The organism is Nocardia australiensis (assembly GCF_020733705.1).
Taxonomy (GTDB): Bacteria; Actinomycetota; Actinomycetes; order Mycobacteriales; family Mycobacteriaceae; genus Nocardia; species Nocardia australiensis.
In genome coordinates this window covers 131025-146117 of record NZ_JAJFZM010000006.1, presented here as the reverse complement: position 1 = coordinate 146117, position 15093 = coordinate 131025, and the positions used below count along the sequence as shown (strand labels likewise).

Here is a 15093-nt window from a genome sequence, read left to right as displayed (position 1 = left end):
TTCGGTCTTCTCGGAGTGATGGATCAGCTGACCATCGCAGACATCACGAGGGCACGCGCGGCGTAGGCGCCGATGTCGTACAGCTCGAGGTCCGCCGGGTCGTGTTCGCAGGCGGCGCACAACTGCTCGAGTGCCTGGATGGCGTCGTCGAAGAGATTCATCACATCGACGGGTTCGTCGGGCCAGTTGTTGTCGGCGACGGGCAATACCGAAGTGCGGGAGACGAATTCGGCGCCGGTGGCGGTGATCAGGTCGGCCACGGTCGGGTCGTTGGCCTAGGTTACGCGATGGCCGCGAGTCACCAGTTCGCGAATGATCTCGAGGCTGGGCTGGACATGGCTGACGATCGGGATGCCGACCATAGCGATGTTGGCAGGACCAGCAGGCATAGTGGTTCCCTCATTTCAGTTCTTCAGCGGCGGCTTCGAGGTCGGCAATGCTGCCTGACATGATCGTTCGCACGTGTGCGGTGATGTGGTCGACGGGCCAATCCCACCAGGCCACCGCCAGCAGCCTGGAGATGTCGGAGTCGTTGTAGCGGGTGCGAATCAGGCGGGCCGGATTGCCGCCGACGATGCCGTAGTCGGGTACGTCGCCGGTGACCACGGAGCCGGTACTGACGATCGCGCCGTGGCCGATCCGCACGCCGGGCATCACCGTCACGCCGTTGCCGAACCAGACGTCGTTGCCGACGACGGTGTCTCCACGGCTCGGCAGGCCGGTGACCAGGTCGACGTGGTCGCCCCACGAGCCGCCCATGATGGGGAAGGGGAAGGTCGAGGGGCCGTCCATGCGGTGGTTGGCACCGTTCATGATGAACCGCACGCCGGTGGCGAGTGCACAGAACTTCCCGATGATCAGCTTCTCCGGCCCGTAGTGGTACAGCACGTTGCGGGTTTCGAATGCTGCCGGATCGTCCGGGTCGTCGTAATAGGAGAACTCTCCGACCTCGATCAGAGGGGAGGTGACCAGCGGCTTCAGCAGTACCACCCGTGGCTGACCGGGCATGGGGTGGAGCGCGGCCGGGTCTGCGGGAACCGAGGCGGGCTTATCGGACACAGCGAAACTCCTTCAGACAGTGGATATTCGGCAAGCTTCAGACCGATGCCGACGCCCGCAGGTCGAGGTTGGCACCGTTCCAGCGTGCACGAAGCCTGCGGTCGTGGCTGACGATCACGAGGGCGCCTCGATAATCGGCCAGGGCGGTTTCCAGCTCCTCGACCAGGCCGGGCGACAGGTGATTGGTGGGCTCGTCGAGCAGCAGCACATCGACAGGCTCGCTGACCAGCCGTGCCAAGGCGAGGCGCTGCCGCTGGCCGGTGGACAAGTTCTCGACGCGCGTTGTAAGCCGGTCGCGGTCGAACAAGCCCAGCGACAACAGCCGTTCGGCGTGCTGGTCGGGCTGTCCCGTGCGACCGCGAGCGAAGGCGGCCAGCACTGTGTCCCCGGGTTCGGCGGGGCGCGGCTGCTGCGCGAGATAACCGATCCTGCCGCAGCGGGTAACGGTGCCACTGTGCGGCGCGAGCGCACCGGCCAGGACTCGCAGCAGGGTGGTTTTGCCTGCGCCGTTCGGACCGGTGACCAGCAGGCGCTCACCCACGGCGACCGTGACGCTGGTCCGGTCGAGCCGACCCGCGACGGTGATGTCGGTGGCCTCGAACACAGTGCCGCGCCTTCGGCCTGCCGTGAGAGTGGGGGTGAAGCGCAGCGGTTCCGGCGGCGGTGGCACCGGGTCCGCGAGCAGGCGGCGGAGCCGTTCCTCCGCATTGCGGACTCGACTGGCCAGCGACTGCTGCACCCGTCCGCCCGCCCGGTCGTAGGCCATTTTGTTGTTGTCCTTCATCGCCCGGCCCGGGGCTACCCGCCGCGCGGTGGTGGCGACGACCTCACCGAGCCGGTCGGCCTCGGCCTGCCATTGCGCATGGGCCTGGGCCCACCGTGCTCGCGCCGCCGCCTTCTCGGCGCGGAAGCCCGCGTAGCCGTTGCCGTAGCGGACGACACGTTGCCGGTCGGCGTCGACCTCCAGCAGGACGGTTGCGACTCGCTCGAGGAAGACCCGGTCGTGGGATACCGCCACCGTCGTGCCGCGACGGGTACGCAGGTGATCTTCCAGCCAGGTGAGGGCCTCGTCGTCGAGATGATTGGTCGGCTCGTCCAGAAGCAGCACCTCGGACCCGGCCGCCAGCACCGCCGCCAGACGTAGCCGGGTCTGTTCCCCACCCGACAGCCCGCCGACCGCGCGGCCACGGTCCACCAGACCCAATCCCAAACCGTGCAGCGCCCGGTTCACCCGGGCATCGGCCTCGTATCCGCCGCGTAGTTCGAATAACGTTGTCAGATCGGCGTATTCGGCCATCCCGGACTCGTCGCCCGCGGCCATCGTGACCTCCAGGCGGCGCATCCGGCGCTCGATTGCGCGCAGCTCACTCAGAGCCCGGTCGATGACCTGCTGAACCGTCAGCTGTGGCGGTAACTGCTCGTCCTGGGCTAGGTAGCCGACGCCACCATCGGCATGGACAACGATCTCGCCCTGGTCGGGCCGCTCCCGCCCGGCGAACAGACGCAACAGGGTGGACTTGCCGGATCCGTTCTCACCGATGATCCCGGTGCGCTCTCCAGCGGCGAGCGCACACGTCACCTCATCGAGAACACGCCGACCGTGGAAGGACTTGCTGACCGCGAGCGCGGTGATCTGCGTAGGCATATGCACACTCCGAAGCATTCGAGAACGGCGCGGCCATCGAGGACCGCAGGGCCGGGTGAACACTTCGAAAGAGCATCAGCAAACCTCACTAGTGCGACAACTGTTGTACTAAGGTAACTCCACAGTCATACCCCGTCAAGCAATCGGACAACCGACGATGAATTCCGCACCGCCACCAGACAGCCTCCTGCCGACCACCGCCGCCCGGCCACGGCCGGGCGGCCGAACCGCCCGCATACGCGCCCAGGTTCTCGAAGCAGTCCACGCGGAGCTGACCGAGAACGGCTACGACGCGCTCACCGTGGACACGGTCGCCGCCCGCGCGGGGGTGCACCGGACCACGGTCTACCGCCGCTGGCACGATGTCGGCGGCCTGATCACCGACGTATTCGCCGCGGCGAGCGATATGGAATGGCACCCCCGCGACACCGGTTCCCTGCGCGGCGACTTGGCGGCACTCAACCAGGAGATCCAAGACTCCCTGACCGAGGAGGCGTCGATCGCGGTGGCGCTGATCGCGGTCTCGTTCCGTTCCGAACAGGCTGCCCGCGCCCTACGACGATTGTGGGAGGACCGGTATACGCAATGCGAGATCATCATCGAGCGAGCGGTCCGGCGCGGAGAAATCCCGCCGACCACCGACGCCCGCGCCCTGCTTATCGCCGCTACCGCACCGCTCTACCACCAGTTGGTACTGCTGCGCACCCCACCCGACCTGCACCTTCCTCACGACGCCGCTATCAGCACCGCACTCGCCGCATCCGCCGGCGCATTCACCAACCCGCGCGCAACAGGCACGACCTGACCGAGCCGCGAACCCGTACCGACATCCCGGTGCCATCAACATCCCCATCGCCGAACTCGCTGAGCGGCTCGCCGAACTCCCCGCCGATCACAACAGCGTCGCCTACTGCCGCGGGACCTACTGCGTCATGGCAACCGACGCTGTCCGCATCGCCAAAACCGCAGGCCGAACCGTTAAACGACTCGACGAAGGAATGCTCGAATGGGCACTGGCCGGGCTGCCGGTCGAAAAGCCCGCATAGTCGGTATACCGAACCATTCTTGGTGACCAGGCTCGTATCGAGGTCGGTGCCGATGGGATGCTAGCGGGCCCGGTCGCGCATCGCGTTCGCCGCCAGTTCATTGCTCGCACAGCCCGATTCCGCCAGTCAGCGACTTGCGCAACACCGTGTGCGTCAACACCACCACGATTTCCGGTCGGCGCGACTTCAGCAGACCGCCCCGACGCGGCGCACGCCGCGCTTATGGTTGTGTACATGACGGCGGCAGATGGCCAAGTCGGCGACGGCGCGCAAGGCGCCATTGCGCACGAGGACAACAAGCGTGCAGCGCACCGCGCGGTGGTGGATCGCCTCCTCAACGGAAACGGCAGGGCGCCTGCGGATCTGCGTGCTCGCGCCTTCCGCAACGCCGATGTTCCCGCACCCCTGGACGCGCTGATCGACACGGTCGCCACGAGGCCGACGCAGGTCACCGACACCGACTTCGCCGCCGCCAAGGCGGCGGGCTTCAGCGAGGACCAGCTGTTCGAGCTGGTGATCTCCGCTGCGGTCGGCCAGTCCACCCGGCTTTACGAGGCGGGATTGACGGCCTTGGCCGAAGCAACCGGCAGTGAGAAGGCCCGATAGTGCGACTGGACATCCTCAACCATGGCTATCGCCCCGGAACCAAAGCGCTGTTCGCCCTCATCCGGATGTTTTCCAGGCAGTCGTTACCCGACGCCGCCAAACTGGTCTTCTACCGGCCCGACTTCTACGGCGCCCCGGCGAAGAAGTTCACTCACGAGGCCATGCGCGGGCCCTCCGCCTGGTCGGTGGCCGACCGTGAGCTGATGGCGGCCTTCGTATCGAAGGTCAACGCCTGCGCGTTCTGCGTCGGCGCACACACCGCGACCTCGGCGCAGGCATACCAGGACGACGCGAAGGTTCGAGCGGTGCTTGCCGACCTGGAATCGGCCCCCATCGACGACGGCCTGCGGGCAACGCTGCGGATGCTCGGCACGCTGCTCCGGCAAGGAACCGTCAGCGTCGAGGACATGCGCACCGTGCTGTCCACGGGCGTCACACCCCAACAGATCGAGGACGCGCTAGCGGTCTGCGCCGCATTCGACACCACCAACCGGCTCGCTGACGCCTTCGACTACGAAGTGCTCAGCCCCGCCGGGTTCGAGGCAGGAGCCAAGTACCTGCTTAAACGGGGCTACCGCTAGCACTGGGGCAGCCTCACGTCAGCTACTGAGGCCGACTGCGGTCGTCGCCTCCTACTCAGCGGCGTGCCGTGGTAGGCGGAACGCGCCGGGGCCGGTCCTCGCGTTTGAGTGGCGGATGCGCAATATTCGAACCTGCGATATTGGGCTGTAGCCGAGACTCCTTGTCTCGCACGAGTTCTCGCCCATAAGACCTTGGGACACGGCTCAGACGACCATGACCCGGCGTCCGCGCGTGTGACCGGCATGGCTGTCGATGTGTGCCGCCGCGGCCTCGGTGAGCGCGTACGACTTCTCGACCGGGATGTGGAGCTTTCCCCGCGAGATAAGGTCGGCGGCCTCGGCGAGCGCTTCCGACACGCTTCCGGCCACCCCGGAGAATCGGACACCGAGCTCCGGCGCACCGAGATCGGCGATGGAGATCACCTTCTGCGGATCTCCGGTCAGTTCGACGAGCTTGCCGATCACGCCCGAGCCGGCCAGATCGAGAGCTGCGTCGACCTGGCCGAGCTGCCGCACCCGTTCGACCCAGCCCGCGTCGTACGTCGTAGCGATGGCACCCAGGCCACGTAGATAATCCTGGTTCGCGGCCCCAGCGGTGCCGATCACCGTGATGCCGCGGTCGCGGGCAATCTGCAGCACCGCAGATCCGACTCCCCCGGACGCACCGCTGACCAGCAGCGTCTGCCCGGACCGCACACCGACCTGGCCGATGATGCGCAGCGCGGTTTCCACCACGGAGGGGTACCCGGCCGCCTCTTCGAATGTCAGACCCTCGGGCATCCGGGCCCAGGCCGACAGCACAGCGAACTCGGCGTAGGTGCTCGAGCCTTCGCCGAACACGTGGTCGCCAATCTCGACCCCTTCGACGCCCGCGCCGACCTCGTCCACCACCCCGGAGGCGTCGAGCCCGACTCCGGCGGGCAACTCGATCGGATGAGCCTTCTGGAACTGGCCTTCACGGACCCTCCAGTCGTGGGGGTTCACGCCCGCTGCTCGCACGGCGATGCGCACCTGACCGGGGCCCGCGTGGGGCTCCTCGGCGTCGACGAGTTGCAGAACATCCGGACCGCCGAACTCGGCGAAGCTCACTCTCTTCATGCGACGAACCGTAACACTAACGGTTAGTGTTTTGAAACCATTATATATTTGCATCTGTTAGTGTTATGGCATGACTGTGCCGCCCGGACGTCGTGAGCGCAAGAAGGCCGCGACCCGCCAGAAGATCGCCGACACCGCCCTGCGGCTCTTCCTGGAACGCGGGTACGACGCGGTGGGCATCCGCGACGTGGCCGCCGAGGCCGACGTGGCCGTCACCACGCTCTTCTCTCATTTCGCCTCGAAAGAGGCCCTGGTGTTCGAGCAGGACGAAGACTTCGAGCAACGCCTCACACGGGCGGTCACCGACCGGGCGTCGCACGAGCCGCTCATCCCCGCACTGCGCCACGAGATCCAGGCCCTGGTACGACATTGCGCGGCGGAGGGCGCTGCCCCGATCTGGCGCATGATCGACCAATCACCTGCCCTGCGGCAATACGAGGAGTCGATGAGGCTGCGCCATGCCGAGTCGCTGGCAACAGCCATCGCTGCCGATCCCGACCTGGCGCAGACCACAACGGCCTGCCGGGCGATCGCGAGGTTCGTGATCGACGCCTTCTCACTGGCCCGTGAGGCGGCCGATCCGGACGCCGCGGTGGACGAGATCTTCCGGATGGTCGCGGCGGCGTGGAAGGTCACCTAGCAGCTAATATTGATCGATCAAATGGCAATACGGTGTAGAGAATTCGTACGCCTCTGATGTCGAGAACGTCCGGCTGGCTTCGTCCCAGGGGCACGAGCGGCCTGCGCGATCCAGCCCGATCCAGCCCGAACCTATTGAAGCCGCCGCGGGCCGATGCCGGTGCACGACCCTCCAGATTGCCGGTGGTATCGGCCAACTCCAGCAGTGCAGTCAACACCCGATCTCAGGTGCCATCGGCGGCGTAGCGCCGATGCCGCTTCCATACCGACTGCCACGGCCCGAACACCTCCGGCAGGTCCCGCCACGGCGTTCGGGTCCGCAACCGGTACAACATCCCTCCATCACCACCCGACTGTTGGCGAAATTACGGCCCACACGCCCTTCGGATTTCGGCAGCAACAGCTCGAGCAACTCCCACCGCGTGTTCTCCGCCATGTGCATCGAGGCCGACGTCGGGTGCATAAGTCATCTAATTATGTTGGGGGAGAGGTGGTTTCGAGTAAGGTGATGAGTTCGTCGATGTAGTCGTGGAACAGGGCGGCCATGTCGAGGCGGTCAGGGTCGAGGAGCCATTGGAGTTGCAGGCCGTCCATCATGGCGAAGATTTGGCGGGCCAGACCTTTGGTGTCGATGTCGGGGCGGAAGTCGCCGTCTTCGATGCCGTCGGATAGTGCCTTGGCGAGGAAGTCTTCCAGGGTGCGATATCGGTTTACGACCCATTCATGTGCGGGGTGGTCGGTGGTAACCGCTTCGCTGGTGACGACGGTGAACAGGCGAATCAGGCCGGGGACGTGCATGTTGTGGTCGACCAGTTGGGCTAAGCGGCGGAGGGCTTGTTTGCCGCGTGGGGGTTGGTCGAATTGGAGGCGGTTGTAGTCGAGTTGGTCTCGGTACTCCAGGACTGCGGACAGCAGTGCCGCTTTGTTGGGGAAATAGTGCAGGAGCCCGGTTTGGGACAGGCCGCAGCGTTCGGCTATCCCGGCGATCGAGGAGTTGCGATATCCATTGTCGGCGAAGGATTTCAGGGCTTGGTCGATGATCTGTTCGCGGCGGATGTCGCCCCGTCTCTGTCGCTGGGGGTGCGGGGTCATGGGCAAGGACTGTAGTCAAGTGCCCTGAGCTGGCAAAATAGCAAATGATAACGGATCTGCAACGTTACCGAGTGGGTACTCGGTATTCTGGCTGTGTACTGACACACTCGAGTCGTCAGTACACAGTTGTACGAGAAAGGGACGCTGATGAGTCGGACTTCGATTACATCGAACACGCTGCGTGGCGCGGCTGGAAAACTCGCCGCATGGGAGGTGGCGCCCGCTGCCGGTGCGGCGGTCCTCGGCACCGCGGTGCTGGTGCCCGGGTTCACCGGGTCCAAGGAAGACTTCGAGGGAATGTTGTTGCCGCTGGCGTCAGCCGGGTACCGGGCGGTCGCTTACGACCAGCGCGGCCAATGGGAGTCTGAGGGGCCGGAGGAGGTTTCCGGCTATTCCATGGCCGACTTCAGTGGTGACCTGCTGGATGTCATCGATCAGCTGTCCCCGGATGCGCCCGTTCATCTCGTCGGCCACTCGTTCGGTGGCTTCGTCGCTCGTGCCGCGTTGATCGCAAGGCCCGATCGGTTCCGCAGTGTCGCCCTGATCGCCTCCGGCCCTTCCTCGGTCGATGACGTCAATTCGCCGGCGTCGCAGCTGGTGGGCCAGCTGGTGGAAGCTGGTGGGCAAGAAGTGATTTGGCAGCAGATGAGCGCGGTGATGACCAGCGCCGGACACGTGCTCGCGCCGGAGCGGGCGGAGTTCATGCGCAACCGGATCCTGCAAACCAAGAAGGCGAACATGATGGGCATTTTGAACGTCATGGCGCAGGCGCCGGCGCAGGATCCTGCCCTGCTGCGTGCCGCTGGTGTGCCGATGCTCGTCGCTTACGGCGACACTAATGATTTGTGGGCCCCGGCGACCCACCAGAAGCTTGCTGAAGAATTGCAGGCTAGGACTGCGGTGTACCCAGGTTCGGGACATGTGCCGAACGAAGAGGTCCCCGAAAAGGTAAGCGCGGACCTGGTGAACTTCTGGAGTCAGCTGGCATGAACGACGTGGTCGACGAACTGCTCGCCAAACTCGACTTACCGGCAAAGGTCAAGCTGATTTCGGGCTCGAACTTCTTCCGGTTCGCGGGTGCGGCGAGCATCGGGCTGGAGGAGATGCCAGTCTCCGATGGCCCGTCCGGGGTGCGTGGCGAACTGTGGGACGAGCGTGATTCCTCGGTCAGCCTGCCATCGGGTACGGCTCTAGCCGCCACCTGGGATCGGGAACTGCTGACCGAGATCGGCGCGCTCATCGCCGCCGAGGCGCGCCGCAAGGATGTGTACGCGGTGCTCGGCCCGACCATTAACCTGCACAGATCCCCAGTCGGCGGACGGCATTTCGAATGCTTCTCCGAGGACCCCATGCTGACCGCCGAGATGGCCGACAGCTATGTGCGCGCGGTCCAGGCACACGGCGTGAGTGCGTGCCCGAAGCATTTTGTCGCCAATGATTCCGAAACCGAACGCTTCAGCGTGGATATTGTCGCCGCCGATCGCGCGCTGCGTGAGCTGTACCTGTACCCGTTTGAGCGTTCGGTGCAGGCCGGTGCGTGGATGATCATGTCCGCCTACAACTCGGTGAATGGCGTCACTATGACCGAGAACGATCTCCTCGACGAGCCGCTGAAGGGGGAGTGGGGATTCGATGGTGTCGTCGTATCCGATTGGACCGCAGTACGTTCCACCGCCGGTGCGGCCAAGAGCAATGACATCGCCATGCCCGGACCGTGGGAGCTCTGGGGCGCGCCCCTGGAAGAAGCGGTACGCAAGGGCGAGGTGCCGGATTCGGCGATTGACGAAAAGGTCCGCCGCATACTGCGATTCGCTGTTCGCGTCGGCGCGCTGAATGGAATACCCAGGAAGACAACATCTTTCACTGATGAAGCTGCGCAGCGTCTAGTGCGTGAGGCCGCCGCCAAGGCGATGGTGCTGGTATCCAATGACGGCACCCTGCCCTTGCGCAAGCCTGCCCAGGTCGCCCTGCTCGGGAGTGCCGCCGCCGAACCGCGTTTCATGGGTGGTGGCAGTGTGACCGTCATTCCGGTCCACACCACATCGCCGGTCCAGGGCCTGTCGGAGGTGCTGCCCGTGGTGTACACCCCAGGTGTTCACCTGAGCGAGAACCTGATTCCAGTGCCGTTGGAGCTGGTCACCGATCCAGAGACCGGCACGCCAGGGCTGTCGATGCGATACCTGGACGACGATGGCGTATTCGACACCGAGCACCGCACGGCAGGCAACATTCTGCTGTTCGGCAGCTCGAATTCCATGCGGGCCAAAGCTATTGAACTGCGGGGCCGGTTGCACATCGATGTCGCTGGCGAATGGCGGATCGGTCTCGCTGCGGTCGGCGCGCTACGTCTGGAAGTCAACGGCGAGACCGTAATCGATGAGACCGTGCTGCCCGAAGGCGACGATCCCCTCGACATGCTGATGAATCCGCCGCAGCGCTTCATCACTCGCGCGTTCGCCGCAGGCGATGAGCTGGATGTGCTGATCCAGATCATTCCGGCCAGCGGCCTCCCCGCGGTGGGCATCACCTTCGCGATCGGTCGTCCGCGCCGGGCCGCCGACGAAGAGTTCGCTGCCGCAGTCGAATTGGCGCGCAACTGCGAGGTCGCGGTGATTGTGGTCGGCACCACCGAGCAGATCGAGTCCGAGGGCTTCGACCGCACCGATCTGCGTCTTCCAGGCCGTCAGGACGAACTGGTCGCCGCCGTTGCCGCGGTCAATCCGCGCACCATCGTGGTGGTGAATTCCGGTTCCCCCGTGGAGATGCCGTGGCGCGACGACGTCGCGGCCGTGCTGCTGGCCTGGTTTCCCGGCCAGGAATTCGGTTCGGCGCTGGCCGACGTGCTGACAGGTACCGCCGAACCCGGCGGTCGCCTGCCCACCACCTGGCCCAAAACCATGGCCGATGTGCCGGTGCTCGACACCAAGCCAAATCCGGACAACACTCTGCCATACAGCGAGGGCATCCACATCGGCTATCGTGCATGGCTGAAAGCCGGTGTCGCACCGGCGTACCCGTTCGGACACGGCCTCGGTTACACCGACTGGTCACTAGAGGACCTAAAGGTGTCGGGTCACACCGCGATCGTTACCGTCCGCAATATCGGCGACCGGGCGGGCCGTCAGGTGGTACAGGCGTATCTGTCTCGTCAGGACAGTGCCGTCGACCGCCCGGTGCGCTGGCTTTCCGGATTCGCAGTCGTCGAAGCAGAAGCAGGCGAATCCGTCACCACCGCAATCGAATTGCCGCAACGGTCGTTCGAGCACTGGACCGAGCAGGGCTGGACCACCGAACCCGGCGCGTTCACCCTGCACCTCGGAACGTCGGTGACCGCACTACCGCTGACCGCTGAAATCGTCTGATCATGTGAATCAGTCGGCAGCTCGGGTGGATCGTAGGGCCTGTTTCAGCTGTTCCACCGTCGGGGCTCCGGATGGGCCATTGGGGCCGTGGTAGATCCGGCAGGCTGCCGCCGTGGTGGCAGCACTGGGTTCGGCGAAGGGGTCGCGGCCATCGATCAGGATCGTCGGGGAACCGGTGAAACCCGCTCGCTCGGCCTCGGCCTCGTCGGCGATGATCCTGGTAGTGATGGCGATATTGCTCATGTCGACTTCGGTCAGCGCCCGTTGTAACCGGTCGAGGGCGAGCTGCCGGTTGGCGCAGTCGGCGACAAGCAAGACCTCGACCCTGATCGTCTCGCCTCGGGGGCTGTCCAACGCCGACATCATGCCGCAGACTCGGAACGGGCCGAGCTCGGAATCCGGGACATCACAATGCCTTTCGGTCGGTCACAGCGGCCGCTGTCGTCCGCGCCGGGCCAGCAATCAGCGGCGGCGAGGGCGGCCGGTGACGGGCAGCTGGTGTCGCCGCGCGGGGCGCTACGGCGGCACACGATGCCGGCGACTACCAGCGCGGCGATCGGTCTGCCCACGAGCCTAGCCGGTCAGGCTGTTGAGCAGCAGTCCGACCAGCAACACCGCCGACAGGCACGTGCACAGCGGGGTCTGCGACCACGGAGGCGAAACCGAGTTCGCGGGGGAGGGCGCCGCCTACGCCCGGGACAACACTGGCAAATGCCGATGGGAGGGCGCGTGTCGGCGGTGGCAGTAGGGTTGGCAAGCGATGGACGAAGTGAATTCAGACCTGGGCGTGCCAACCGAAGCGCTGTTCATCGGGGGCCGGTCCGGTGTGGGGAAGAGCAGTGTCGGCAACGAGATTCATGCACAGCTGTCGGCTGCCGGAGTCCGACACTGCCTGATCGAGGGCGACTTTCTCGATATGGCGCACCCGCCGACATGGGAGCACGGGCTGGCGGAGCGGAACCTCGCTGGGATGTGGGCCAACTATCGCGCGCTCGGGTATCGGCGAATGATCTACACCAACACAGCCTGTGTTCTGGGTGAGGTGATCGACCAGCTGACCGCAGCTATGGGGGATAGCCCCAATGTCATCAGCGTCCTGCTGACCTGCACGGACGATACTGCTCTCCGACGTCTTTCTCAGCGTGAGATAGGTTCTGCTCTTGACGCGCACTTCGAACGCAGTGCCACCATGGCTCACCGACTGAACAGCGGTTGCCCGCGCCAGGTCCACCGAGTCGCGACCGATGACCGTTCTATTGCCGAAATCGCCGCGGAGATCATTGGACTCGCGAACTGGCTTCCACCCGAGACCCGATCGGTTCGCTGACCCGAGCTACCCTCAGGCCGTCGCTCGGATCGACTCACGCTGAACTATCGGACTACCGCAAAAAGCCTGCATATCGCGGTGAGGATCTCGGTCGGCGAAAACTACCGTGATCTCGCCGCCAGTCGGGCCCGCGACGAGCTGGTGGTGACCTGAAGTGGGAGGCGGTCGGACTCGATCATCACTTACACCGGAACCAGCCCGCAACCACAGCGGGTCTCAATCCTCGAACGCCGATGGGAGGGCAGGCCCAGATATTCGCGAGGCTAACGCAACGCGGTCAGATACCTCGGCCGCTGCCACAGCTCGGCAAGCTCGTCGGGAAGCTCCGGAACCGATCGACCGTAGGCTGAGGCCAGCTCGGCTGGACTGAAAGCCCGTACCGACCAGCCTCTTTCGGCCAACCACTGCGCCGGATCGGCCCGCTCGTCGTCGTAGAACAGCTCGGTCAGGTCGATATCGCCGAACAGGTTCTTGTCGAAATACTTCGACTCGACGGTCGCGAAGCGTTCGACATCGGTTCCCGCCACGAAGCTCTCTACACCAACGCGACTGCCGAGCGCGGACAGCTCGTCGATCTGCTCGAACAATGCGTCCTGCGCCGTACCGGGAAGGTATGGCAGCAGCCCTTCCGCCGACCATGCGGTAGGCCTGTCGGGGTCGAAGCCCGCCTTTTCGAGGGCAGTAGGCCACTCATCCCGCAGGTCTACCGCCACCGCTCGTCTATCAGCCTTCGGTCGCGCATCGTGCTCGGTGAGCACCTTCTCTTTGAACTCCAACACCTTCGGCTGGTCGACCTCGAACACCCTGGTACCCGCCGGCCAGTCGAGGCGGTACGCCCGCGCATCCAGCCCCGCGGCCATGATCACTGCCTGCCGCACCCCGCCCTGGGCGGCCGACAAAAAGAACTCGTCGAAGAACCTCGTCCGAAAACCCATGAACCCGGGAACCAGCGGCGTACCGGCCAGCGCGGAGGGGTCGGCCAACAACCCGATGAAGTGCGGTTCACCTGCGGCCTCGACGAACAGCGGCGCGTAATCGTCGCGGATCAACGGATTGGGATCGGCCGTCTCCAACGCCCGAAACGTCGCGACCCCCAACGCGGTGCGCCCCACACTACTGACTATGTCCCACGTGTCTCCATCAGTTCGCATAACCCAACCACCTTCCGATCTTGTTGCTGGATGTGGACGTGAGAACTAACAGGCAGGATGTCGAAAGGCGTCAGGGACTCGCAGCCCTCATCTAATTGCTCGCCCGCACCAGCCATGAACACCCGACTGTTCGGTATTCTATGCCGCCCCGGCCGCCTCCTCACTGATGCAAGTTCCGGTTTCGTGGTTGGAGTTGGTCGCTTGAAAGAACATGTGGTTTTGTCCGAGGACGAGCGTGAGACGCTGCTGGGTGCGCCCAGGCGGGTGGGCGGTCGAACAAGGAGGTGGCCGTCGAGTTGGGGATCTGACCGCAGACGGTGACCGAGTGGCGGAAGCGGTTCCTGGACAAGCGGATTGATGGGTTGAGCGACGATCCGCGTCTCGGCGCCCCGCGCAAGATCACCGAAGAGCAGGTCGAGGCGGGATGCTATTGCTCTGCCTCCAGTTGTGGACGGCTGCCACCAGATCCGCGATAAATCGAGGGTTGATCTCCAACTGTGGGTCAAGAAGTGGCCTCGAGCGCCAGAATGGACGTATGTGATTGCCGCCGATTCTCGCGCGGCAATGAACAAGCGCTGGTCGGAGGATGGAAGTGGTACCGAAAGAGCCGGAGTCACCGGTCTCGCAGCTCGAACGGGTCGAGCTCGTGCTGGGGGCCGTCGAGCTCGAAGGCTATATGACACTTTCGCAGATATCGGCCGCGACCGGGATCCCGCGTTCCTCTGCGCACCGCCTCCTCGAACGTATGGTGAAGCTCCGGTGGCTACTGCGGGTGGGGGACTGCTACGAGCTGGGCACTCGGATATTCGAGCTGGGCTCGGAAGCCGTGCGAAATCACTGGTTCCATCGCATCGCTTACCCGTATCTCGCCGAATTGCAGGAACGTACGCAGTTGGTTGTACATCTCGCGTATCTCGACGGTAGCGACGTCGTGTACTGGGATAAGCTGCCCGGCACGACCGGTGGTCGTGTCCCGACGCGCATCGGTGGGCGACAGCCGGCGCACCGCACAGCTTTGGGTAAAGCACTGCTGGCGGCCGAGCCTGACAGGTGTCTCAAACATCCCGGATTCGACTCGATGAAACGCAGTACACCTATCACGATCACCGACCGCGACGAACTCGCTCGGGAAATCGTCAAGGTTCGTAACGACGGGGTAGCCTTCGACCGCGGTGAAGCATTGGTCGAGATCGGGTGCGTCGCGGCGACAGTCAGCGCAGGGCACGCCAATACGAGCGATGGATACACCACCACAGCGGCGATTTCGATCTGCGGCCCGCTCCGGCAAATCGGAAACGAACTCGTCAACCCGTTGCGCGCTGTGGCCAACAGGATCACGCGGGCCGCAACTGTGAACCCGATGATCGATTCACGAGATGAGTTGGCCCGAGACCTTACCTCGCCGGTGACATCGCAGCTCGATTTCCGCTGCGTTTCCGATGAGCGGGAGCGGCTGTAGGAATCGATCACAGCGCAGCAGCATCATT

16 protein-coding genes and 2 pseudogenes are annotated in these 15093 nt (G+C 64.7%); 9 read left to right on the top strand and 9 right to left on the bottom strand.

All coding sequences use genetic code 11. The features are described 5' to 3' along the window. Positions 1–23: 23 nt before the first annotated feature. The 3 genes from LKE06_RS24130 to abc-f all read right to left on the bottom strand — a co-directional run bounded on the left by LKE06_RS24130 (position 24) and on the right by abc-f (position 2704). On the bottom strand, positions 24–260 hold the full coding sequence (locus tag LKE06_RS24130) for a hypothetical protein (RefSeq protein ID WP_228001650.1): 237 nt from the start codon (positions 258–260) through the stop codon (positions 24–26). A 139-nt stretch (positions 261–399) separates the two neighbouring features. Beyond that, positions 400–1059 (bottom strand): CatB-related O-acetyltransferase, encoded by a 660-nt coding sequence (locus LKE06_RS24125; protein ID WP_372477421.1) that lies wholly within the window; start codon positions 1057–1059, stop codon positions 400–402. Between the two features lie 37 nt (positions 1060–1096). Further along, positions 1097–2704, bottom strand: coding sequence for a ribosomal protection-like ABC-F family protein (gene abc-f, locus LKE06_RS24120; RefSeq protein WP_228001649.1), 1608 nt, complete (start codon positions 2702–2704; stop codon positions 1097–1099). A 157-nt stretch (positions 2705–2861) separates the two neighbouring features. On the opposite strand from abc-f, the gene LKE06_RS24115 reads away from it, so the two are divergent. From LKE06_RS24115 to LKE06_RS24100, 4 genes and pseudogenes are all read left to right on the top strand, one after another. After that, positions 2862–3509, top strand: a complete 648-nt coding sequence (locus tag LKE06_RS24115; protein WP_228001648.1) for a TetR/AcrR family transcriptional regulator — start codon at positions 2862–2864, stop codon at positions 3507–3509. A 22-nt stretch (positions 3510–3531) separates the two neighbouring features. Continuing rightward, a pseudogene (locus tag LKE06_RS24110) lies at positions 3532–3750 on the top strand (rhodanese-like domain-containing protein); the annotation flags it as partial. 234 nt (positions 3751–3984) lie between these two features. Beyond that, on the top strand, positions 3985–4356 hold the full coding sequence (locus LKE06_RS24105) for a hypothetical protein (RefSeq protein ID WP_228001647.1): 372 nt from the start codon (positions 3985–3987) through the stop codon (positions 4354–4356). Next, positions 4356–4937: a carboxymuconolactone decarboxylase family protein gene (locus LKE06_RS24100; RefSeq protein WP_228001646.1), complete on the top strand. Its 582-nt coding sequence runs from the start codon at positions 4356–4358 to the stop codon at positions 4935–4937. Before LKE06_RS24105 ends, LKE06_RS24100 begins: the two co-directional genes overlap by 1 nt. A 204-nt stretch (positions 4938–5141) precedes the next feature. On the opposite strand, the gene LKE06_RS24095 is transcribed toward LKE06_RS24100, so the two are convergent. Beyond that, on the bottom strand, positions 5142–6035 hold the full coding sequence (locus LKE06_RS24095) for an NADP-dependent oxidoreductase (protein ID WP_228001645.1): 894 nt from the start codon (positions 6033–6035) through the stop codon (positions 5142–5144). A gap of 70 nt (positions 6036–6105) precedes the next feature. Here LKE06_RS24095 and LKE06_RS24090 point away from each other — a divergent pair, with 70 nt between their 5' ends. Continuing rightward, the gene (locus LKE06_RS24090) at positions 6106–6675 is read left to right on the top strand and encodes a TetR/AcrR family transcriptional regulator (protein WP_228001644.1); all 570 of its coding nucleotides are present in this window, start codon (positions 6106–6108) and stop codon (positions 6673–6675) included. Between the two features lie 223 nt (positions 6676–6898). On the opposite strand, the gene LKE06_RS33315 is transcribed toward LKE06_RS24090, so the two are convergent. Then, the gene (locus LKE06_RS33315; RefSeq protein ID WP_228001643.1) at positions 6899–7009 is read right to left on the bottom strand and encodes a transposase; all 111 of its coding nucleotides are present in this window, start codon (positions 7007–7009) and stop codon (positions 6899–6901) included. Between the two features lie 139 nt (positions 7010–7148). Beyond that, a complete protein-coding gene (locus LKE06_RS24080; RefSeq protein ID WP_228001642.1) occupies positions 7149–7766 on the bottom strand; it encodes a TetR/AcrR family transcriptional regulator in 618 nt (205 codons plus the stop codon). Positions 7767–7913: 147 nt separating this feature from the next. Between LKE06_RS24080 and LKE06_RS24075 the strand changes: the two genes are divergently transcribed. Beyond that, on the top strand, positions 7914–8756 hold the full coding sequence (locus LKE06_RS24075; protein WP_228001641.1) for an alpha/beta fold hydrolase: 843 nt from the start codon (positions 7914–7916) through the stop codon (positions 8754–8756). Further along, positions 8753–11128: a beta-glucosidase gene (locus tag LKE06_RS24070; RefSeq protein ID WP_228001640.1), complete on the top strand. Its 2376-nt coding sequence runs from the start codon at positions 8753–8755 to the stop codon at positions 11126–11128. The genes LKE06_RS24075 and LKE06_RS24070 overlap by 4 nt, the downstream gene beginning before the upstream one ends. A 9-nt stretch (positions 11129–11137) precedes the next feature. Here LKE06_RS24070 and LKE06_RS24065 read toward each other — a convergent pair whose 3' ends face one another. Both LKE06_RS24065 and LKE06_RS33310 read right to left on the bottom strand, forming a co-directional pair. Then, positions 11138–11482, bottom strand: coding sequence for a hypothetical protein (locus LKE06_RS24065; RefSeq protein WP_228001639.1), 345 nt, complete (start codon positions 11480–11482; stop codon positions 11138–11140). An 8-nt stretch (positions 11483–11490) separates the two neighbouring features. Further along, a pseudogene (locus LKE06_RS33310) lies at positions 11491–11773 on the bottom strand (hypothetical protein); the annotation flags it as partial. Positions 11774–12134: 361 nt separating this feature from the next. Between LKE06_RS33310 and LKE06_RS24060 the strand changes: the two are divergent. After that, entirely contained in the window at positions 12135–12455 is a 321-nt protein-coding gene (locus tag LKE06_RS24060) for a hypothetical protein (RefSeq protein WP_228001638.1), read from the top strand. Positions 12456–12718: 263 nt separating this feature from the next. On the opposite strand, the gene LKE06_RS24055 is transcribed toward LKE06_RS24060, so the two are convergent. Further along, a complete protein-coding gene (locus LKE06_RS24055; protein WP_228001637.1) occupies positions 12719–13606 on the bottom strand; it encodes a class I SAM-dependent methyltransferase in 888 nt (295 codons plus the stop codon). Positions 13607–14198: 592 nt separating this feature from the next. Between LKE06_RS24055 and LKE06_RS24050 the strand changes: the two genes are divergently transcribed. Beyond that, on the top strand, positions 14199–15065 hold the full coding sequence (locus tag LKE06_RS24050; protein WP_228001636.1) for an IclR family transcriptional regulator: 867 nt from the start codon (positions 14199–14201) through the stop codon (positions 15063–15065). Positions 15066–15093 lie beyond the last annotated feature (28 nt).